An 18,118-nucleotide genomic window follows, 5' to 3' on the forward strand; every position below is an offset into this window, starting at 1 on the left:
TCAGTGCCGCGAACAGCCCGCGCCGAGCGCCCGGTACTGCAGGCGATGCAGGCGCCCCTGGCGATCCCGGTAGAGCATCACCCGGGCGACCACCCCGCAGGTCGCCGGCAGGGGCGTGACGGCGAGCACCCGCGCGATGTCCAGGCTCATCCGGTAAGCGTAGCGCTCGACCGGCGGCAAGCGTTCCGCGGCCGGCGCCGGCAGGCTGGCGAGCAGCAGCAGCGCTGCCAGGATGGACGATGCCTTCATGGCGTTTCTCCTTCGCAAGGCGCGCCGCCGGCCGAGGCGGCTTGCGCATAGGCCTGGAGCAACCAGGCGAGGTCGGTGAAAAGCAAGCTGTCACGTTGCGCTCCCAGGCTCGCCAGGCGCCTCGCCGCGCGCCGGGCGTGACGGGCGGCGCGGGCCGGTAAGCGGTGGGCGGCGGCGATGCCGGCGAGCCCGCCGGCGATGGCGAGCGCCTCGGCGCTGCCGGGCGCGGCGGTCGAGCGTGCGCCACGCAGGCGCTGCAGTTCGCGGCCTAGCTGCAGGGACAGGAAGCCCTGGCGCAGCGCCTGGCGCGCCTGCGGGTGGTCCGCCCCGTGCAACGCGCCCAACTGGGCGATACGGTGCTGCTGGCGGGACTGCCAGGCCTGCGCGTCGAAACGCCGGCGACCGCGTAGCAGCGCCAGGGTCTCGCGGTGCAGGTAATCGAGCAGCACGGTGGAATGCCGCGCCAGGTCCTTCGGCAGCAGACGGTACACGAGCAGGCTGATGCACAGCGCCAGCACCCAGGCGCAGGACTGGTTGGCGAAGTCGATGAAGTCGAACCGGGCGACATTGTCGGTGGCGACCAGCGTATTGAAGGCGATCAGGTAGGCAATCCCCTGCAGCGCCCGGCGGGGCACGGTGGTGGCCTGGATGCCGAACGACCAGAAGAAGCCCAGGCACAGCACCAGCAAGGGGAACCCGTTGACCAGCGGTAGCAGCAGGAACTTGCAGAACAGCGCGGCGGGAATCGCGTAGAGCGTGCCGCGGATGAAGTTGCGCGTCCCCTCGGCGGGGAACGCCGAAGCCGCCAGCAGCGTGCAGTACGGGCCGAGCACGGCGAGCAGGGTCGGGCCCTGGTCCCAGCCGCTGAGGAACCACGCGGCGGCGCCGATCAGCATCGCCAGCCAGGCCCGCGTGCCGTTGCGCAGGGCCTCGCGGTAGTGGCGATGGAACGCCACCGGGCGCTCGTGGGCGGGGGGATGGCCATCGAGCCGGGCGAAACCGCGCAGGGCCACGCCCAGGTCCGCCAGTTGATCGCCCAGGCGCTCCAGCTGCAACGCCTCGCGGCAGGCCCGCAAGTCCTCCGCCGGCAGGCGCCGAGCGCTCGCCGCCAGTCGCTCGCGCAACGCCTCGATACGCAGCGCGGCGCCGGCGAAATCCGCCTCGCCGCGCTCCAGCCCGGCGCCCAGGACCCGCAGCTCGCCGGCCAGCGGCCGAGCCAGGTCCCGCTCCGCCTCGCCGGCAAGGCGGAACTCCATCAGCGTGGCGAACAGCGCCGCCAGGCCGCCCCGGATCGCCGCGACCGCGGCGTTCAACCTGCGTGACTCGGCGCGCCCGACGCCGAGCAGGTCGTCCAGCGCATACACCTCGCCGACCAGGCCACGCCAACGGCTCTCCTGCGCCTCGTCGAGAGCGCCGACGCAACGCGCGGCGAGGAGCTCCAGGGCCGCCGCGCACAGCCTGCCGAGCCGGTCGCGCAGGCGCTGGAGCATGGTCCGGCGGCTGAACAGCACGGTCACCAGGCTCAGGCTGCAGACCCCGACGATCACCGCCGAAGCGCGGGTGACGATATGCCCGAAGGCCAGCCCGGGCTCGACCATCGCCGGCCCCAGCGCCAGGCAGACGGTATAGCCGGCCACCACCGCGGCGGTGGCGTAGAAGTGCCGGACCAGGCTCATGACGCCGACGCAGAGGCCGAGCCAGAAACCCAGGGCGATGACGAACAGCAACATCTTCTGCGCGAACAGCGCGCTGAGGACGAAGGCGGCCAGCGCGCCGGCCAGGGTGCCCACGGCTCGCCACCAGCCCTTGCCGACCACCGCCCCCTGCACCGGGTTGACCAGCAGGAGCACGGTGGAGGCCGCGGAGAACGGCGCATCCAGCTGCAGGTAGAGACCCAGGCCGAGGGCCAGCGCCGCGGCGCCAATGCTGCGCAGCACATAGCCCAGGCTGTGCGCGTCCCAGGGCAACGGCAGCGCCGCGTGCCAGCCACGGGCGCGCAGGACCGACGCCGCCATCAGAGGTACTCCTGCAGCCAGCGGGTCAGCCGCCAGCGCCCTTCGCTGCCCGGCTGCAGCACCTCGACGCTGCCGGTCATGCCGGCGGCCAGGACCACTTCCGGCGGCACCCGGTCAAGCTCGATGCGCACCGGCACGCGCTGCGCCAGGCGAATCCAGCTGAAGGTCGGGCTGACCTGGGGCAGGCCGCTGTCGGCACGGTTTTCGTTGAGGTCGGCGATACCGCGGCCGATGCTCGCGACATGCCCTTCCAGCAGCGGGTCGAAGCCCATCAGCCGGATTCTCGCCGGCGCGCCGAGGCGCACGTTGCGCAGCTTGGTTTCCTCGAAGTAGCCGGTGACCCAGAAGCTGTGGCGGTCGACGATGAAGAGATTGGTCTCGCCCGCCGTCGCGTAGTCGCCGGGCTGCACGCGCAGCTGGGTGACGTAGCCGTCGACCGGCGCGCGCAGGTCGCTGCGGCGCAGGTCGAGCAGCGCCTGGTCGAGCGCGGCGCCGGCGGCGTCGGCCTGGGCGCGGGCGATGCGCAAGGCGCGTCCGGCGTTGGCGATCGCCTCTCGTGACATCGCTCCGGCCAGTTGCGCGCGGCGGCGCCATTCCTCGTCGCGCTGGCGCAGGGTTTCCCGCGCCTGGGCCAGCTCCGCCCGGCGCTGGCGCACGGCGAGGCGATAGCTGCTCGGGTCGATGCGATACAGCGGATCGCCGCGCGACACCTGCTGGTTGTCGCCGACGAACAGTGCGTCGAGGGTGCCGGAGACCTCCGGGGCGATGCGGATCACCTGGGCGCTGACCCGCCCGTCGCGGGTCCAGGGCGCCAGCACATAGGCTTTCCACAGCAGCGACGCCAGGCTCAGGGCGACCAGGCCGCAACCCAGGGTCGCGGCGACCTTGCAGATTCGAACGATGAACATGGGCACCTCGGGGTCAGAACTTCAGCACCAGCACGGCGAGCACGATGAACGACAGGAAAAAGCGCAGCAGGCCGGGATGCCAGGCACGCTCCAACCAGCGCGCCGCCAGGCGCTCCAGCAGCAGGTAGAGCGGCATGGCCAGGCACAGGTAGATGAACAGGGGCGGCACGTAGAGGCCGGAAACCGAGACTTCGCTGAGCATGCGGGCACCAGGGCATCGAGGGCGCGGAGCGGTCGGCCGCTCCTGTCGGGTTGATGGACGCATGCTACGAAGCGCGGCGACTTGCAGATATCGAGCATTCAGCCAGAAAATAATCGAATTCGGACAACCCCCCGGAAACCGCCGTGAACCGCGAATCGCAGACTTACCTCGCCGAGCGCTTCGATCCCGACGCCCTCGTCCAGTCGGCGCTGGCCCTGCAACTGGAAGCCCGGCACAACGACACCGAGGTGCCGGTGCACCGCCACCGCAAGGGCCAGCTGGTGGTGGCCTGCCGCGGCGGCATCACCTGCAGCGTGCCCGATGGGCTATGGATGGTGCCGTCCGGTTTCGGCGTGTGGATCCCCGGCGGCATCGCGCACAGCAACCGGGTCACGGCCAACGGCAAGGTCTGCTTTCTCTTCGTCGAGCCTGGCGCGGCGCGGCTGCCGGACGACTGCTGCACCCTCGCCCTGTCGCCGCTGATCCTCGAACTGATCCTGCACCTGAGCGAGCAGCCGCAGGACTACCCGCCCACCGGCCCGCTCGCGCGCCTGGCCGGCGTGCTCCTGGAACTGCTGGAACAGGCGCCCACCGAACAGCTCTACCTGCCATTGCCGGACCATCCCGGGCTGCGCCGGATCGCCGACGAACTGACCCGGCGGCCGAACGCCCGCGCCAGCATGGCCGACTGGGCCGTGCGGGTGGCGATGAGCGAGCGCTCCCTGGCACGCTTGGTCCGCCGCGAAACCGGCATGACCTTCGGCCAATGGCGCCAGCAGCTGCAGATCATCATCGCCCTGCAGCAGCTCTCCGCCGGCGCCTCGGTGCAGCGCACCGCCGAAACCCTGGGCTACGAGTCGGTCAGTTCGTTCATCGGCATGTTCCGCAAGGCCCTCGGCAACTCCCCTGCCCGCTATGTGCGCGAGAGCATGCGCCGGCCACCGGACTGAGCGTCAGCGCGCCGTGGCAGATCGCCTTGCTGTTCGTCAGGACACTTCTCCCAAGGCTGGCACTCGGGAGCACTTCTGGGAATAATGCCGCCCTTTTTTGTCCAGGAGGATCAGATGGTTACGCACTTCTTGAGCGAATCCGGCCAGGCAGCTTGCGGTCGCGGCGACAGCAACGTGAACGGCTCGAGCGCGGTCGGGCAGGTCACCTGCAAGACCTGCCGGCGCACCAACGCCTTCACCCAGGCCCAGGAACACGCCGCTCCGGCCAGTGCCGCCGTTGCTCCCACCGCCGCTGCGGCGGCGCCCCGGGCCAATGCCAGGATCAAGCACGCCGCCCGCCGGCAGGGCGGCGACGCCGCGCGCGACGCCTGGCAGACGCGCCTCAACGAACTGTCCGGGAAGAATCGTATGCCGCGCTCCCGCCGCCGCGCGCAAGCCTATCTCTGAACCGGCCCACGGTGGCCGACCGCGCGCGCCCGGCGGTTATGACGGGAAGGCCTCAGAGCAGTCCCTGCCGCTCCGCCAGCGCCAGACCGTCGAGGGCGCTGGCGCGCATCGCCGGCAGGTGGCGCGGATCGTCCGCCAGCTCGGCCAGCTCCGACAGGCGGTGCACCACCGTCAGCAGCGCGATCCGCCGCCGCTCCAGGCGCCGCCCGCTGGCCGCTTCGTAGGCCGCGACGATGCGCTCGGTCAGGTCGGCATCGATGAAGTTCGAGTAGATGAACTCCTGGTGGAGCGGGCCGATCCCCGAATCGGCGAAGTCGTATACCCCGTTCAGTCGCCCGGCCTCGGCATCGAAGGCCATGTTCCAGCCGTGCCCGTCGAAGAAACCGTAGGTGGAACCCAGCGGGTCGGCAGGTAGCCCGGCGTACTCCCTCAGCAACCCCCCGGCACGTTCGCGCCAGGCGCGAGGCAGCGCCACCAGCGCCCGCTGGCGAATCGCCGCGGGGGCCTGCCAGGGCGCCACCGGCAAGGCGCCGGCCGCCAGCATGCGGGCCGGCTCCAAGCGGTGCAGCTCGGCGTAGAAACCAGCCAGCGCCTCGGCCACGGCCTGCCGCGCGGGCTCATCCAGGCGCCGATAGTGCTCGCCGAGAAGAAAGCCGCCCGGCAGCTTCGCGTGCCGGGAAAACCGTGGCGGCCCGGCGTATACCCGCAGCGCCGGCACCGGCAGGCGCACCGCCGGCCGCACCAGGCGCAGCAGCGCGGCTTCGCGCAGCAACGCCGCCTCGGCCTCCGCGCCGCGGGGAAACTTGAAGACCCAGCGGCCATCCACTTCCACCGCCGTGGAATGCCAGCCCGAAGCCAGGATGGCGAAGGAAGCGCCCGTCAGTTCCGGGCACTGCGCCAGGATTGCGCGACGGTATTCCTCCAGGGCCGGCGGCTCGCTCATGGGCGACTTCTCTCGACCATCGCGACGATGGCGACGAGCAGTTCCCGGCGCGCCTCCTCGGGGCTGATCTCCTCGGTGGCGGCGGCGTGCGACAGCGCCTCGGCGGCGCCGATCATCGCCCGCAGGCCGGCGATCGAGAGCCGCCCGCCGCCGGCGAAGGGCTCCAGCACGGCGCGGCACTTGTCCATGAACAGCGCCTCGTAGTCGCGCTTGATCCGCTCCAGCTCCGGCGAACTGGCGAGCGCCGCGACCACCCCGGGAATCTCCCGCCCCTGTTGCAACACGCAGTCGACGTAGGCCGAGGCGATGACCTTGGCGCGGCCGCGCAAGGTCGCCTCGCCGGCCTCCAGGGCGGCGTCCATCAGCGCCGTCTGGCGCAGGTCGTAGTCCTGGTAGAGCGCCGCGAGCAGTCCGGCGCGGGTGCCGAAGTGATCGTAGACCACCGGCTTGGTCACTCCGGCCTGCTCGGCAAGGCGGCCCAAAGTCAGGGCCTCGGTGCCTTCTTCGCGCACCAGCTTCCAGGCCACGTCGAGGAGCTGGCGCTGGCGCTCGTCGCGAGACAGCCGCCGACGCGGCGCCGGTTCTTCGGGAGAATGCGTTGACATACACAACCTACTAAAAGTAACTTACTAAAGGTAACTTGTTTCCAGCATATCGATCCCCTCCCATTCCCGCAATTCCCCGCAGGAGACCCGTCCCATGCATGCCCTCGTCGTCGTCGCCCATCACGATCGCCGTTCGCTCACCCACGCCCTCGCCGCGCGCATCGCCGAGGGCATCCTCCAGAGCGGCCATTCGGCGGAAATCGCCGATCTCGCCGCGGAAGGCTTCGAGCCGCGCTTCGGCCTGGCCGACCACGCCGTGCACCGCGGACAGGCGGCGGCGCCGGCCGACGTCCTCGCCGAACAGGCGCGCCTCGACCGCGCAGATATCCTGGTACTGGTCTATCCGGTCTACTGGTGGTCGATGCCGGCGCTGCTCAAGGGCTGGATCGACCGGGTGTTCTCCAATGGCTGGGCCTTCGACTACAGCATCGGCGGCGACCTGCGGAAGAAGCTGCAGCGCCTGCGCGTGGTGCTGGTGGGGGTCGGCGGCGCCGACCCCGGTACCTTCGAGCGCCACGGTTACGCGGCGGCGATGCGGACGCAGATCGACCATGGCATCTTCGATTACTGCGGCGCCCGGGTGGTCCGTTCCGAGCTGCTGCTGGAATCGGAAACCTCCGATCCGGCACGCCACCTGGCGCACGCCCGGGAGATCGGGCGGGCGCTGTTCGTCACCACGTCCGGTAAGACCCCGGTCTCCGCCTAGCACCCGCTCGGCCACCAGCGGCAACCGCCCGCTCTCAGTACCCCAGCTCGCCGATCGAGCGGGCCTTGCCGCCGTACTGCTTGTATTCCCGCCAGTATTGCGGAATGAGGTCCTGGCACTGGACGATATCCACCGCGGCACGGCGACGTATCCAGCGATTCTCGTAGCCGGAGATGTCAGCGACCCGGTTGTCCCAGGCGATGCTCTCACGGGCGGCGGCCATGGTCGCCCGGCAATCCAGGATCGCCTCCCTGGCCCGTTCGGCCTTGTAGGCATCGGTCTTCTCATAGGCCCGGCGCGCCGCCTCGAGGCGGGCCCGCTCGGCCTCCTCGATGGCCTTCCTGGCTTCCAGGCGCTGTTGCTCGCGAAGACGCTCCTGCTCCTGGCGAACACGCTGCTCGGACGCCGCGATGAACTGCGCGACCCTCGGATCATCGGGCGGTACGCGGGCGACCCGGAACGACTGGGCGAGGTATCCCCAGAATGCCTGGTCGAACTCCTGGGTCCGCCTCACCGCATCCGGCTCGTCGCGCCGGTAGATCTCCTGGTGGCCCGTCGCGCTGAAGTAGCGGAACCCGCTGGACGCTACGTGGGTAGTGAGGTCGAGCACGCCGACCACCTTCATGCTCTGGTCCCACAGCTGCGACGCCACCGGCATCATCAGTTTTCGATACTGGGTCTCCTCCAGCAGCACACCATCGACGCGGCAGGTGATCCCCCGCCAGGCCATGGCTGCGCAGGCGCTCCTGACCTCCTCCTCGGAGCCCAGAAGGACGAACTCCGGCGCCGGCGGCCGGGAAACCGCCTGGCATCCCCCCAGCAAAGCGCCGACCATGCCCAGCAGCAGAAATGTACGAATCGACATGAGTCTCCCTGTGAAACGGCGTCCGATGCACTCCCCCGGAAGCGTCTGCTCCTGGCGGCGCGACATCATATATGCGAAGGGCCGTTGGTGGGCGAACTACTCCGCCAGGTGCGCGGCGAAGCCGACCCGCCCCGGGGCGATCTCGTCGCGCAGGGTCAGCGCGGGAATCGCGTAGTCGCCACCGTTCTGCCGGCGGAACGGAATCGGCGCGGTCCGCCACAGTTCGTCCAGGCGCTGCCCCAGTTGCTCGCCGAGCGCGGCGAAGCGCCCGGCGTCGAGCCGGCCGGTGCGGTAGACGACGAACGGCGGCAACACGTTGAAGCCGGGGTAATGCAGGATGCCATGGTGGATGGGGAACAACAGGTCGTCGATCGGCCCGTTGATGCCGCGCGCGGCGTAGTGCGACTCCCAGCCGCCGGCGCTGACCACCAGCATCGCCCGCTTGCCCTGCATCCGTCCCTCGCCGTAGCGGTCGCCCCAGTGGCTGTCGGAGTGCTCGCCGACCCCGTAGGCGAAACCGCAGGCATAGACGCGGTCGATCCAGCCCTTGAGGATCGCCGGCATGCCGAACCACCAGAGCGGGAATTGCAGGATCAGCGCATCGGCCCGGCGCAGCTTGTCCTGCTCGGCGGCGATATCGGCGCTCTGCCGGCCGTTCTGGAAGGCACGCAGTGAGTCGCGGGACGGATCGAAGCGCTCGCCGGTCGCGGGTTCGAGGCTGTCCGCGGCGTCGAGCGCGGCCTTCCAGCCCATCGCGTAGAGATCCGAGACCTGCACCGCATGACCGGCCGCCTCGAGGCGGGCGACCGCGAAATCCTTGAGCGCGCCGTTGAGCGAGCGTGGTTCGGGATGGGCATAGACGATCAGTACGTTCATGGCGGCTCTCCGCAAAAAAAGGTGAGCGCAGGATCGGCCAGCCCCGCATATAGTTGAAATGAATATCCGAAATCCCAGGTATAGCCATGAATAATCTCAGACGTCTGGACCTGAACCTGCTGGTAACCCTCGACGTGCTGCTCACCGAACACAACGTGACGCGCGCGGCGGAGCGCCTGAATTTCTCCCAGCCGTCGGTGAGCGTGCACCTGGCCAAGCTGCGGGCGATCTTCGACGATCCGCTGCTGCTTCCCGGCCCGCGCGGGATGCGCCCGACGGCGCGGGCGGAAGAGCTGCGCGAACCGCTGCGCCTGGCCCTGGAGGCGCTGGAACAGGCGGTGGCGCCAGCCGCGCCGTTCGATCCGGCGCAGTCGCGGCATACCTGGCGGGTCGCGGCCACCGACTACGCCGAGTCGGCGGTCCTCCTGCCGATCCTCGCCGCGCTGCGCGGGCAGGCGCCGGACAGCCGGCTGGCGGTGCTGGAACTGGCGCCGGCGCAGGTCAGCCGGCAGGCGGAGCGCGGCGAGATCGACCTCGCCTTCCACACCCTCGACGAGGCGCCGCCGGGGCTGCGCTGTCGCCGGCTGTTCAGCGAGCGCTACGTGCTGGCCGGGCGCGCCGGGCATCCGGGCCTGCGCCGGCGACCGACGCTGAAGCAGTTCTGCCGCCTCGACCAGGTGATCGTCTCGCCCGACGGCGGCGGCTTCCTCGGTCCCACCGACCAGGCGCTCGCCGAACTCGGCGCGGAGCGTCGGGTAGCGTTGTCGGTGCCGCACTTCCTGTTCCTCCGCGCGGTGCTGGAGAGCACCGACCTGGTGGCGATGCTGCCGTCGCGGCTGGCACGCGGCCGCGACACGCTACGGGTGGTGGAGGCGCCACTGGAGGTGCCCGGCTACGACCTGGCCATGCTCTGGCACGAACGCTCGCATCGTGATCCCGCCCATCGCTGGCTGCGCGAACTGGTCGCCGCATCGGTGTAACGCAACGATACGCTTCGATCGTCGCCGCGGTTTGACGCACCGTCGCGCTTTGCCCAAGCTAGCGGGCTTCGATCCACCACCGGGAAATCCTTGGCGTGAAGTTTCCGTCCCATCCCTGGCGCCGCCTGCTGCTCTGCGCGCTCCCCTTCGCCGCCCTGCTGACGGCATGCGACGACGGCAGCCAGAAAGAGCCGCCCCCCGAACCCGCCGAAACCACCACCTACAACAGTGTCCCCTGGGATGCCCTGCCGGCCACCAGCGACGCCGACCTGCTCGCCGGCTTCAACGCCTGGCGCTCGGCCTGCGCGCGGCTGGCCAGGGACCCTGTGTGGGGCGCGCCCTGTGCCAGCGCCACGACGGTCGCCGATGATCCGGCGGCGGTACGTGCGTTCCTCCGCGAGCAGATGCAGGTCTATAGCCTGAGGTCCTCCGGCAACGGCGACCAGGGCCTGATCACCGGCTACTACGAACCGGTCTACCACGGCAGCCTGAGCCAGGGCGAGAAGACCCCGGTACCGGTCTACGGCGTACCGGACGACCTGATCGTGGTTTCGCTGGAAAGCGTCTACCCGGAGCTCAAGGGCAAGCGCCTGCGCGGGCGTCTGGAAGGCCGGGTGCTGAAACCCTACGACGATGCCGCGACGATCCGCGACAACGGTTCCAGTGCGCCGGTGCTGGCCTGGCTGGGCGACCCGATGGACCTGCAGTTCCTGCAGATCCAGGGCTCCGGACGGATCCAGCTGGAAGACGGCCGGCAACTGCGCATCGGCTACGGCGACCAGAACGGCCACCCGTACAAGCCGGTCGGCCGCTGGCTGGTCGAGCAGGGCCTGGTGCCGAAGGAGGAGATCAGCATGAAGCGTATCCGCGACTGGGCCGAGGCCAATCCGCAGCGGGTTTCCGAGTTGCTGGCGAGCAATCCCAGCTTCGTGTTCTTCAGCCAGCGCCCGGACAGCGACGAAGGTCCGCGCGGCTCGCTGAACGTACCGCTGACCGACGGCTACAGCGTGGCCATCGACCGCAAGGTGATCCCGCTGGGCAGCCTGATGTGGCTGTCCACCACCCGCCCCGATGACGGCAGCCCGGTAGTCCGTCCGGTGGCGGCGCAGGATACCGGCGGGGCGATCGTCGGCGAGGTCCGCGCCGATCTGTTCTGGGGTACCGGCGACGCCGCCGGCGAACTCGCCGGCCACATGAAGCAGCCCGGTCGCCTCTGGCTGCTGTGGCCCAGGGGCGTGCCGCTGCCCGCCACCTGAAGAACGCGCGGCCGGGGCGCCAGCGCGCCGCCGGCCAGCGTCGCGTCGATGCGGCCGGCATGACAAGCCAGGCGAGCGAATCCATTGCCAAATCATCAACAAACAAGATAAGTAAAAGCAAATATTCGCGCTTTTTAATCAAATAAATAAAGCGGATCATTTTTCCATCAACCGCCCGCCCCTCGCCCCAAACGCGCGGCGCCGGGCCCAATGGAGATCCGATCATGATCGAACGTCGCCCCTTCGACCGTCTGGGCCATGCCAACCACGGCTGGCTGAACGCGCGCCATCATTTTTCCTTCGCCGACTACTACGACCCGGAGCGCGAGGACTGGGGTCGCCTGCGGGTCTGGAACGATGACGAGATCGCCGCCGGCAGCGGTTTCCCCCCGCACCCGCACCGCGACATGGAAATCATCACTTACGTCCGCGAAGGCGCGATCACCCACCAGGACAGCCTGGGCAACAAGGGTCGCACCGAGGCCGGCGACGTGCAGGTGATGAGCGCCGGCACCGGCATCGTCCACTCGGAGTACAACCTCGAGGCCGAGACCACCCGGATCTTCCAGATCTGGATCATCCCCGATCGCCGTGGCGACCAGCCACGCTGGGGGTCCAAGCCGTTCCCGAAGGCCGAGCGCGATGGACGCTTCGTCACTCTCGCCAGCGGCGATGCGAATGACGCCGAGGCGCTGCACATCCGCGCCGACGCCGAGGTCGCCGCGGTGACCCTGAAGGCCGGGCAGAGCGCCGAGTACGCCCTGGAGAACGGCCGCCGCGCCTACCTGGTGCCGGCCTCCGGCAGCATCGAAGTCAACGGCGTGCGCGCCGAGGCCCGCGATGGTCTCGCGGTACGCGACGAACCGATGCTGAAGGTGACGGCCCTGGAAGACAGCGAAGTATTGCTGGTGGAAGTGGCCTGACGCGCCAGCCCCTCGCCCTCGCGGGCGAGGGGCTTTTTTCGTCTCGCCAGAGGCCACGGAGCAGCGGCCCCGCCACGTTCGTTCTTCCCAGCTTCACGCTTCGCGCCCACACTACCCGCAGAAGAATCCGAGAGGCTCCGCCATGCGTGAACTGCAACCCCTGCTGGAGAACCACGGGCTGCTCCTGCTGTTCCTCAATGTGCTCTGCGAACAGGCCGGCCTGCCGATTCCCGCCTACCCGGCGCTGATCGTCGCCGGCGCGCTGGCCATGCAGGGTGTCGGCGCGCCGCTGGGCGTCGTCCTGCTGGTGGTGGTGCTCGCCTGCCTGCTGGCGGACATCGCCTGGTACCTGGCCGGGCGCCGCTACGGCGGCTTCCTCCTGCGCAGCATCTGCAAGGTCTCGCTGTCCCAGGACAGTTGCATCCGCCAGAGCCAGAACATGTACCTGCGGGTCGGCCCGCGGGCGCTGCTGATGTCCAAGTTCCTGCCCGGCGCCAGCGCACTGTCCACCACCCTGGCCGGCATGACCCGCACCCGCCTGCGCCGCTTCCTCGCCTACGACGCCGCCGGTTCGGCGCTGTGGGCCGGTTCCGCGCTGCTGCTGGGAGTGATCTTCAGCGATGCGCTGGACCACCTGCTGGCCTTGCTCAGCGACTACGCGGCCATCGGCGCGCTGCTGATCGCCGGCGCCTTCGCCGCCTTCATCGCCTGGAAGCTCTGGCAGCGCCAGCGCCTGCTGTCGCGCAGCCGGCGGATTCCGCGAATCAGCGTGGAGGAACTGGAAAGCCTGCGCGAACAGGGGCAGGTGCCGGTGATTCTCGACGTCCGCGCCCATCACGACGACGAGCCGAGCGGCATACCGGGCGCGATACCGGTGGAACTCAACGTGTCGCTGAAGGAACTGCCCGGCGACCTCAGGGACGCCAGCATCGTCATCTACTGCGCCTGTCCCCACGAACTCTCCGCCGCCATCCTCGCCGAGCGTCTCAATGCCTCCGGCTTCAAGCGCACCTGGGCGCTGGCCGGCGGCCTCGACGCCTGGCACAAGGCCCACGGGCAGGCCCTGGCGGAGGCTTGAGCGGAGGCGCCGGACTCAACCCAGCGCCTGCACCGCCGCGCCGTCGCCCTGGCGTTGCGAGGCCGGCGAGGAGAACACCAGGTAGCCGTCCTCGACCTTGCCATAGCGCAGCAGCGCCAGGTCGAGGACATAGTTCTGGTAGAGCTTCCAGGGCATCCGGTCGCCCTGCTTGGGCATGCGATCGGCGGCGCGCTGGATGTAGCCGGAGTTGAGGTTGAGGAACGGCTCCTCGCGCACGTCGCCGCTGGTGTCGCGGGCGGTCACCTGGCGCATGCCGATGGCGTCCATGTGGTTGATCAGGCGGCAGAAGTACTCGCTGGAAAGGTCGGCCTTGAGGGTCCAGCTGGCGTTGGTGTAGCCGAGCACCGCCGCCAGGTTCGGCAGGTCGCGCAGCATGATGCCACGGTAGCCCATGCTCTGGTTGACCTGGAACGGCTTGCCGTCCACCGCGATCTCGGCGCCGCCGAACATCACCAGGTCGAGACCGGTGGCGGTGACGATGATGTCCGCCTCCAGCACTTCGCCGGTCTTCAGGCGGATACCCCTGTCGACGAAGCGGTCGATGTGCTCGGTGACCACCGAGGCCTTGCCCTTGCGCAGCACCTTGAACAGGTCGCCGTCCGGCACCGCGCAGACCCGCTCGTCCCACGGCTTGTAGCGGGGACTGAAGTGGCGCATGTCGAACTGCTTGCCCAGTTGCAGGCTGGCCAGCTTGAGCAGGGCCTTGCGGACCAGGCCGGGGAAGCCCTTGGCGAGCATGAAGAAGATCATCTGCATCGCCACGTTGCGCGCCCGCGCCTGGCGATAGACCCAGGTTTCCGGGAGGAAGCGGCGAAGGAAATTGGAGATCGCGTCCTTCTGCGGCAGGGTGATCACATAGGACGGCGAGCGTTGCAGCATGGTGACATGGGCGGCCTTGTCGGTCATCGATGGCACCAGGGTGACGGCGGTCGCGCCGCTGCCGATCACCACCACCTTCTTGCCGCTGTAGTCGAGGTCTTCCGGCCACAACTGCGGATGGACGATCCGTCCGGCGAAGTCCTCGCGACCGGCGAACTCCGGCGTATAGCCGGCCTCGTAGCGATAGTAGCCGGTGCACATCAGCAGGAACTGCGCGGTCATGCGCAGCGGCTCGGGCTCGTCGTCGCGCTGCACGTCGAGGTTCCAGCGCGCGGCGGCGGAATCCCAGTCGGCCTTGAGCAGCCGATGGCGGTAGCGGATCTTCCGGTCGATGCCGTTCTCGCGCGCGGTGTCCTCGATGTAGCGGCGGATCGACGGGCCGTCGGCGATGGCCTTCGGATCGCTCCACGGCTTGAAGTTGTAGCCGAGGGTGAACATGTCCGAGTCGGAGCGGATGCCGGGGTAGCGGAACAGGTCCCAGGTACCGCCCATCGCCGCGCGCCCTTCGAGCAGGGCGAAGCGCTTGCCGGGGCAGTGCTTCGTCAGGTGGCAGGCGGCGCCGATGCCGGACAGGCCGGCGCCGACGATGAGTACGTCCAGGTGTTCGACAGGCATAAGGTTCCTCGATCGGCGGATGCGTCCAGCCGTTCTGCTGGGCTGCTGCCCTCCACCCTACAGAGGGGATGCCACGGGGGTATCCCAACCTTCGTACTGCGTTGCCCGGCAAGTATGGACCCTGGCGCGGGAATTACCCATGCCGGCGCGCCGGCATGGGCGATCGGCTAGGAGGCGCGGGAGGCGCCCTCCGGCGTCTCCGCCGGCACCGCGCCGCGATCCTCCAGCTGGTCGGTCTGGAACAGCGTCTCCAGTTCCACCCGCGCCTCGCGGGCGCTTTTGATCAGCGCGTCGCGATCGTTGTAGAACAGGTGCTGGGAGGCCAGCACTTCTTCGTCGTGGCGACGGAAGCGGCGGATCCGCGCGTCGGCCTGCTCCTCGCTCAGGCCCAGGCCGCAGAGCACCATGCGGCTCATCTCCAGGCTGGAGAAGAAGGTCTCGCGCACCGGCTCGACCCCGGCGTCCAGCAGCAGGTGGACGTGCTGGCGGTTGCGCGCGCGGGCGATGATCTTCAGGTGCGGATACAGCTTGCGCACGCGCTTGGCGGTCTCGATGTTGGTCTCCGGATCGTCGGTGGCGATGACGAAGAACTCGGCCTTCTCCACCTGGGCGGCGCGGAGGATCTCCGGGCGCATCGGATCGCCGTAGAAGATCGGGATGGCGCCCAGGGTACGGGTCAGCTCGATGGTCTCCACCGAGGTGTCCAGGGCGATGAACGGCACGCGCTGGGCGCGCAGCACCCGGGCGACGATCTGGCCCATGCGGCCGACCCCGGCGATCACCACGCGCGGGGTGTCGTCGTTGTCGATGCGCTCCATTTCCGGCGGCGGCTTGACCGCCTCCGGCTGCTTCGCCAGCAGCCGCGCGAGACCGAGCACCAGCAGCGGGGTCAGGGCCATCGACAGGGTGATGGAGAGCACCAGCAGGTTGTGCAGGTCGTTCTCGAACAGGCCCTGGTCGCGGGCCATCTTGAACACCACGAAGGCGAACTCGCCGCCGGCCGCCAGGACCACGCCCAGGCGCAGCGCCGAGGCCTTGTCGAGGCCGCCGGAAATGCGTCCGACGAAATACAGCACCGGCGCCTTCAGGGCGATCAGCAGCACGGTCAGGCCGAGCACCATCCACGGCGACTTGAGCAGCAGGCTGACATCCGCGCTCATCCCGACGCTGATGAAGAACAGCCCGAGCAGCAGGCCCTTGAACGGCTCGATCTGCGCTTCCAGCTCATGCCGGTATTCCGAGTCTGCCAGCAGCAGGCCGGCGAGGAAGGCGCCGAGGGCCATGGACACGCCGGCCAGTTCCATCAGCAGCGCGGTGCCCATCACCACCAGCAGCGCGGTGGCGGTGGACATGTCCTGCAGCTTGGTCTGGGCGACGATACGGAACACCGGGCGCAGCAGGTAGCGACCGCCGACCACCACCGCGGCGATGCTGCCGACCACCTTCAGGGTCTGGGTCAGTTCGCTGCCGCCGGCGTCGCTGTGCGCGCCGCTGAGCAGCGGGATCATGGCGATCAGCGGGATCGCCGCGATGTCCTGGAACAGCAGGATGGCGAACGCCAGGCGGCCATGAGGTTGGGTCAGTTCCTTGCGCTCGGCGAGGATCTGCAGGCCGAACGCGGTGGACGACAGCGCCAGGCCCAGGCCGAGCACCACCGCGCTGTTCACCGGCTGGCCGAAGCCGACCAGGGCCACCGTGCCGATCACCAGGCCGGTGAGCAGCACCTGCAGCAGGCCGACGCCGAACACCGACTTGCGCATCACCCACAGGCGCCGCGGCGACAGCTCCAGGCCGATGATGAAGAGCAGCAGCACCACGCCCATCTCCGAGATCTGCGCGACGCTTTCCGGGTTGTCCACCAGCCCCAGCACGCTGGGACCGATCAGCACGCCGGCCAGCAGGTAGCCGAGCACCGCACCCAGTTGCAGGCGCTTGGCCAGCGGCACCATGAACACCGCCGCGATCAGGAAGACCACGCCGGACTGGAGAAAACTGCTTCCGTGTTCCACGCTCAACTCCCGCTGGCGGCGCTGGCGCCGAACCGGTCGCGGATGGTGGCGATGGTTTCCACATCCATGGCGATATAGGCCTGCCTGACGAAGGCGTCGTAGGGCAGTTCGTCGCCCAGCGGCTGCAGGTAGCGGGTGCAGTAGGCGAAACGCACGAACAGCGAGCCGGGCTCCGGCTCCTCGATGGTCATGTCGAGGCTGCCGCCGGCCACCTCGGCGCTCGGCTTGATGGTGTAGTGGGCAGTGTCCGGCGCCTTCAGCACCACCTCGTCCTCGACCACCAGGCCCGGCAGGTACAGGCGCCGGTGCAGGCGGTCGCCGTCATCGGCGAGGATCTCGAAGCGCTCCAGGCCGACGACGAAATGCTGCGGCTCGCGCGCACGGCAGACCAGGCCTTCCCAGAGTTGCAGCCGGTCGAGGACCGGCAGGTCGACAAGCGTCCGGTCATTGACCTGGACCAGGTGTTCGAATTGCATGTGGCTCACTTCCTGTTCGTGCATGCGATAGGCGAGTTCTGACCGGCGATGGGGGCAGAAAGTTTTCCCGCTGCCGGCAAATCGCCAGACCTCAGGTCCGCACCATCGCCGACAGGCATTCGAGGACGCCGCCGGAGTGCCCGGCGGCACATCGTCCTCATTCGGCGTCGATCTTCCAGGGAATCGGCGGAGCGCTCAAGCGTGCGCCTTCCAGGGCATCGAGCCGGCCGAAGCGGGCATCCCCCTCCTCCCAGGCCTTCTGCGCGCGGGCGATCTCGGCCTTGCTGTGGCCGACGAAATTCCACCACATGAAGATTTCCGCGCCGAACGGCGCTCCGCCCAGCAACAGGACCCGCGCGCCGGGATCGAGCTGCAGCCGCAGGCCATCGCGGCCATCGCCCAGGTAGGCCAGTTCGTTCACCGCGAAATGCTCGCCGCCCACCTCCAGGCCCCCCTCCAGCGGCAACAGGCCGTACTCGAAGTGCGGGTCGAGCGCCAGTTGCAGGGTCGAGGCGTCGTGGCAGGCCAGGTCGGCGCCGAGCAGCGGCGAGTAAAGCCGGCACGGCGCCTGCCGGCCGGCCAGCGCGCCGGCCAGCAGGGTGAGGGTCACGCCCTGCTCCTGCCAGCGCGGCAGGTCGGGATGATGGTCGAAGGCCGGGGCGATGTCGCGCTGTTCGTAGGGCAGCGCGATCCACAGTTGCGCGGCGTGGGCATGCCGCTCGTCGGGCAGCGACTCCTCGGTATGGGCGATGCCGTGGCCGGCGGTCATCAGGTTGACCTGGCCCGGGCGGATCACCTGGACGTTGCCCAGGCTGTCGCGGTGCAGCGCCTCGCCCTGGATCATCCAGGTGAAGGTCTGCAGGCCGATGTGCGGATGCGGGCCCACCGCCAGGCCGCCGCCGGGCTCGAATTCGGCGGGGCCGGCGTGGTCGAGGAAGCACCAGGCGCCGATCATCCGCCGCTGGCGCGACGGCATCAGCCGGCTGACGGTGAGCCCGCCGCCGATTTCCGCCGCGCGGGCGGTGACGCGTTGCAGCAGGTGTTCGCGGCGTTCCGGACAGTCCCGCGAGGAGGACAGGTCGCAACGCTCTTCGGTATTGCTCATGATCAGGCTC

Annotated in this window: 19 protein-coding genes; 7 read left to right on the forward strand and 12 right to left on the reverse strand. The window is 69.4% G+C overall.

Annotation, left to right across the window (positions count from 1 at the left end; all coding sequences use genetic code 11):
- From B7D75_RS18970 to B7D75_RS18985, 4 genes are read right to left on the reverse strand one after another with little or no spacing between them, the layout of a single operon-like run.
- The gene (locus B7D75_RS18970; RefSeq protein ID WP_012076630.1) at positions 1-249 is read right to left on the reverse strand and encodes a DUF2790 domain-containing protein; all 249 of its coding nucleotides are present in this window, start codon (positions 247-249) and stop codon (positions 1-3) included.
- Positions 246-2,264 carry an FUSC family protein gene (locus B7D75_RS18975; RefSeq protein WP_107114328.1) on the reverse strand — a complete coding sequence of 673 codons (2,019 nt, stop codon included), beginning with the start codon at positions 2,262-2,264 and terminating at the stop codon, positions 246-248. The genes B7D75_RS18970 and B7D75_RS18975 overlap by 4 nt, the downstream gene beginning before the upstream one ends.
- Positions 2,264-3,172, reverse strand: coding sequence for an efflux RND transporter periplasmic adaptor subunit (locus B7D75_RS18980; protein ID WP_058129198.1), 909 nt, complete (start codon positions 3,170-3,172; stop codon positions 2,264-2,266). Before B7D75_RS18980 ends, B7D75_RS18975 begins: the two co-directional genes overlap by 1 nt.
- 13 nt (positions 3,173-3,185) lie before the next feature.
- Positions 3,186-3,374: a DUF1656 domain-containing protein gene (locus B7D75_RS18985; protein ID WP_012076633.1), complete on the reverse strand. Its 189-nt coding sequence runs from the start codon at positions 3,372-3,374 to the stop codon at positions 3,186-3,188.
- Positions 3,375-3,517: 143 nt separating this feature from the next.
- Here B7D75_RS18985 and B7D75_RS18990 point away from each other — a divergent pair, with 143 nt between their 5' ends.
- A complete protein-coding gene (locus tag B7D75_RS18990) occupies positions 3,518-4,324 on the forward strand; it encodes an AraC family transcriptional regulator (protein ID WP_058136169.1) in 807 nt (268 codons plus the stop codon).
- A gap of 114 nt (positions 4,325-4,438) precedes the next feature.
- Entirely contained in the window at positions 4,439-4,771 is a 333-nt protein-coding gene (locus B7D75_RS18995; RefSeq protein ID WP_012076635.1) for a hypothetical protein, read from the forward strand.
- Positions 4,772-4,823: 52 nt separating this feature from the next.
- Here the strand turns inward: B7D75_RS18995 and B7D75_RS19000 are convergent, their stop codons facing one another.
- Together B7D75_RS19000 and B7D75_RS19005 are read right to left on the reverse strand one after the other, a co-directional pair.
- Complete coding sequence (locus B7D75_RS19000; protein WP_079385032.1) at positions 4,824-5,672, reverse strand: aminoglycoside phosphotransferase family protein; 849 nt, start codon at positions 5,670-5,672, stop codon at positions 4,824-4,826.
- Between the two features lie 38 nt (positions 5,673-5,710).
- Positions 5,711-6,319 (reverse strand): TetR/AcrR family transcriptional regulator, encoded by a 609-nt coding sequence (locus B7D75_RS19005; protein WP_034079580.1) that lies wholly within the window; start codon positions 6,317-6,319, stop codon positions 5,711-5,713.
- A 94-nt stretch (positions 6,320-6,413) separates the two neighbouring features.
- Between B7D75_RS19005 and B7D75_RS19010 the strand changes: the two genes are divergently transcribed.
- Positions 6,414-7,025, forward strand: coding sequence for an NAD(P)H-dependent oxidoreductase (locus B7D75_RS19010; RefSeq protein WP_053814280.1), 612 nt, complete (start codon positions 6,414-6,416; stop codon positions 7,023-7,025).
- Positions 7,026-7,059: 34 nt separating this feature from the next.
- On the opposite strand, the gene B7D75_RS19015 is transcribed toward B7D75_RS19010, so the two are convergent.
- Together B7D75_RS19015 and B7D75_RS19020 are read right to left on the reverse strand one after the other, a co-directional pair.
- Positions 7,060-7,890: a hypothetical protein gene (locus tag B7D75_RS19015; RefSeq protein ID WP_012076638.1), complete on the reverse strand. Its 831-nt coding sequence runs from the start codon at positions 7,888-7,890 to the stop codon at positions 7,060-7,062.
- 96 nt (positions 7,891-7,986) lie between these two features.
- Positions 7,987-8,766 (reverse strand): NAD(P)H-dependent oxidoreductase, encoded by a 780-nt coding sequence (locus B7D75_RS19020; RefSeq protein ID WP_107114329.1) that lies wholly within the window; start codon positions 8,764-8,766, stop codon positions 7,987-7,989.
- Positions 8,767-8,852: 86 nt separating this feature from the next.
- Between B7D75_RS19020 and B7D75_RS19025 the strand changes: the two genes are divergently transcribed.
- From B7D75_RS19025 to B7D75_RS19040, 4 genes are all read left to right on the forward strand, one after another.
- Positions 8,853-9,746 carry a LysR family transcriptional regulator gene (locus B7D75_RS19025; protein ID WP_043101929.1) on the forward strand — a complete coding sequence of 298 codons (894 nt, stop codon included), beginning with the start codon at positions 8,853-8,855 and terminating at the stop codon, positions 9,744-9,746.
- Between the two features lie 95 nt (positions 9,747-9,841).
- A complete protein-coding gene (gene mltA, locus B7D75_RS19030) occupies positions 9,842-11,002 on the forward strand; it encodes a murein transglycosylase A (RefSeq protein ID WP_034079577.1) in 1,161 nt (386 codons plus the stop codon).
- Between the two features lie 224 nt (positions 11,003-11,226).
- Positions 11,227-11,925, forward strand: a complete 699-nt coding sequence (locus B7D75_RS19035) for a pirin family protein (protein ID WP_033998817.1) — start codon at positions 11,227-11,229, stop codon at positions 11,923-11,925.
- Positions 11,926-12,067: 142 nt separating this feature from the next.
- Positions 12,068-13,003 carry a DedA family protein/thiosulfate sulfurtransferase GlpE gene (locus B7D75_RS19040; protein ID WP_003152166.1) on the forward strand — a complete coding sequence of 312 codons (936 nt, stop codon included), beginning with the start codon at positions 12,068-12,070 and terminating at the stop codon, positions 13,001-13,003.
- 15 nt (positions 13,004-13,018) lie between these two features.
- On the opposite strand, the gene B7D75_RS19045 is transcribed toward B7D75_RS19040, so the two are convergent.
- The 4 genes from B7D75_RS19045 to B7D75_RS19060 all read right to left on the reverse strand — a co-directional run bounded on the left by B7D75_RS19045 (position 13,019) and on the right by B7D75_RS19060 (position 18,108).
- Positions 13,019-14,518: a flavin-containing monooxygenase gene (locus B7D75_RS19045; protein ID WP_107114330.1), complete on the reverse strand. Its 1,500-nt coding sequence runs from the start codon at positions 14,516-14,518 to the stop codon at positions 13,019-13,021.
- A 167-nt stretch (positions 14,519-14,685) separates the two neighbouring features.
- Entirely contained in the window at positions 14,686-16,527 is a 1,842-nt protein-coding gene (gene kefB / locus B7D75_RS19050; RefSeq protein WP_003152168.1) for a glutathione-regulated potassium-efflux system protein KefB, read from the reverse strand.
- A 2-nt stretch (positions 16,528-16,529) separates the two neighbouring features.
- Entirely contained in the window at positions 16,530-17,003 is a 474-nt protein-coding gene (locus tag B7D75_RS19055; protein WP_033998814.1) for an SRPBCC family protein, read from the reverse strand.
- 157 nt (positions 17,004-17,160) lie between these two features.
- Positions 17,161-18,108, reverse strand: coding sequence for a pirin family protein (locus B7D75_RS19060; RefSeq protein ID WP_043101925.1), 948 nt, complete (start codon positions 18,106-18,108; stop codon positions 17,161-17,163).
- Positions 18,109-18,118 lie beyond the last annotated feature (10 nt).

The sequence above is a fragment of the Pseudomonas paraeruginosa genome (assembly GCF_003025345.2).
Classification (GTDB): Bacteria; Pseudomonadota; Gammaproteobacteria; order Pseudomonadales; family Pseudomonadaceae; genus Pseudomonas; species Pseudomonas paraeruginosa.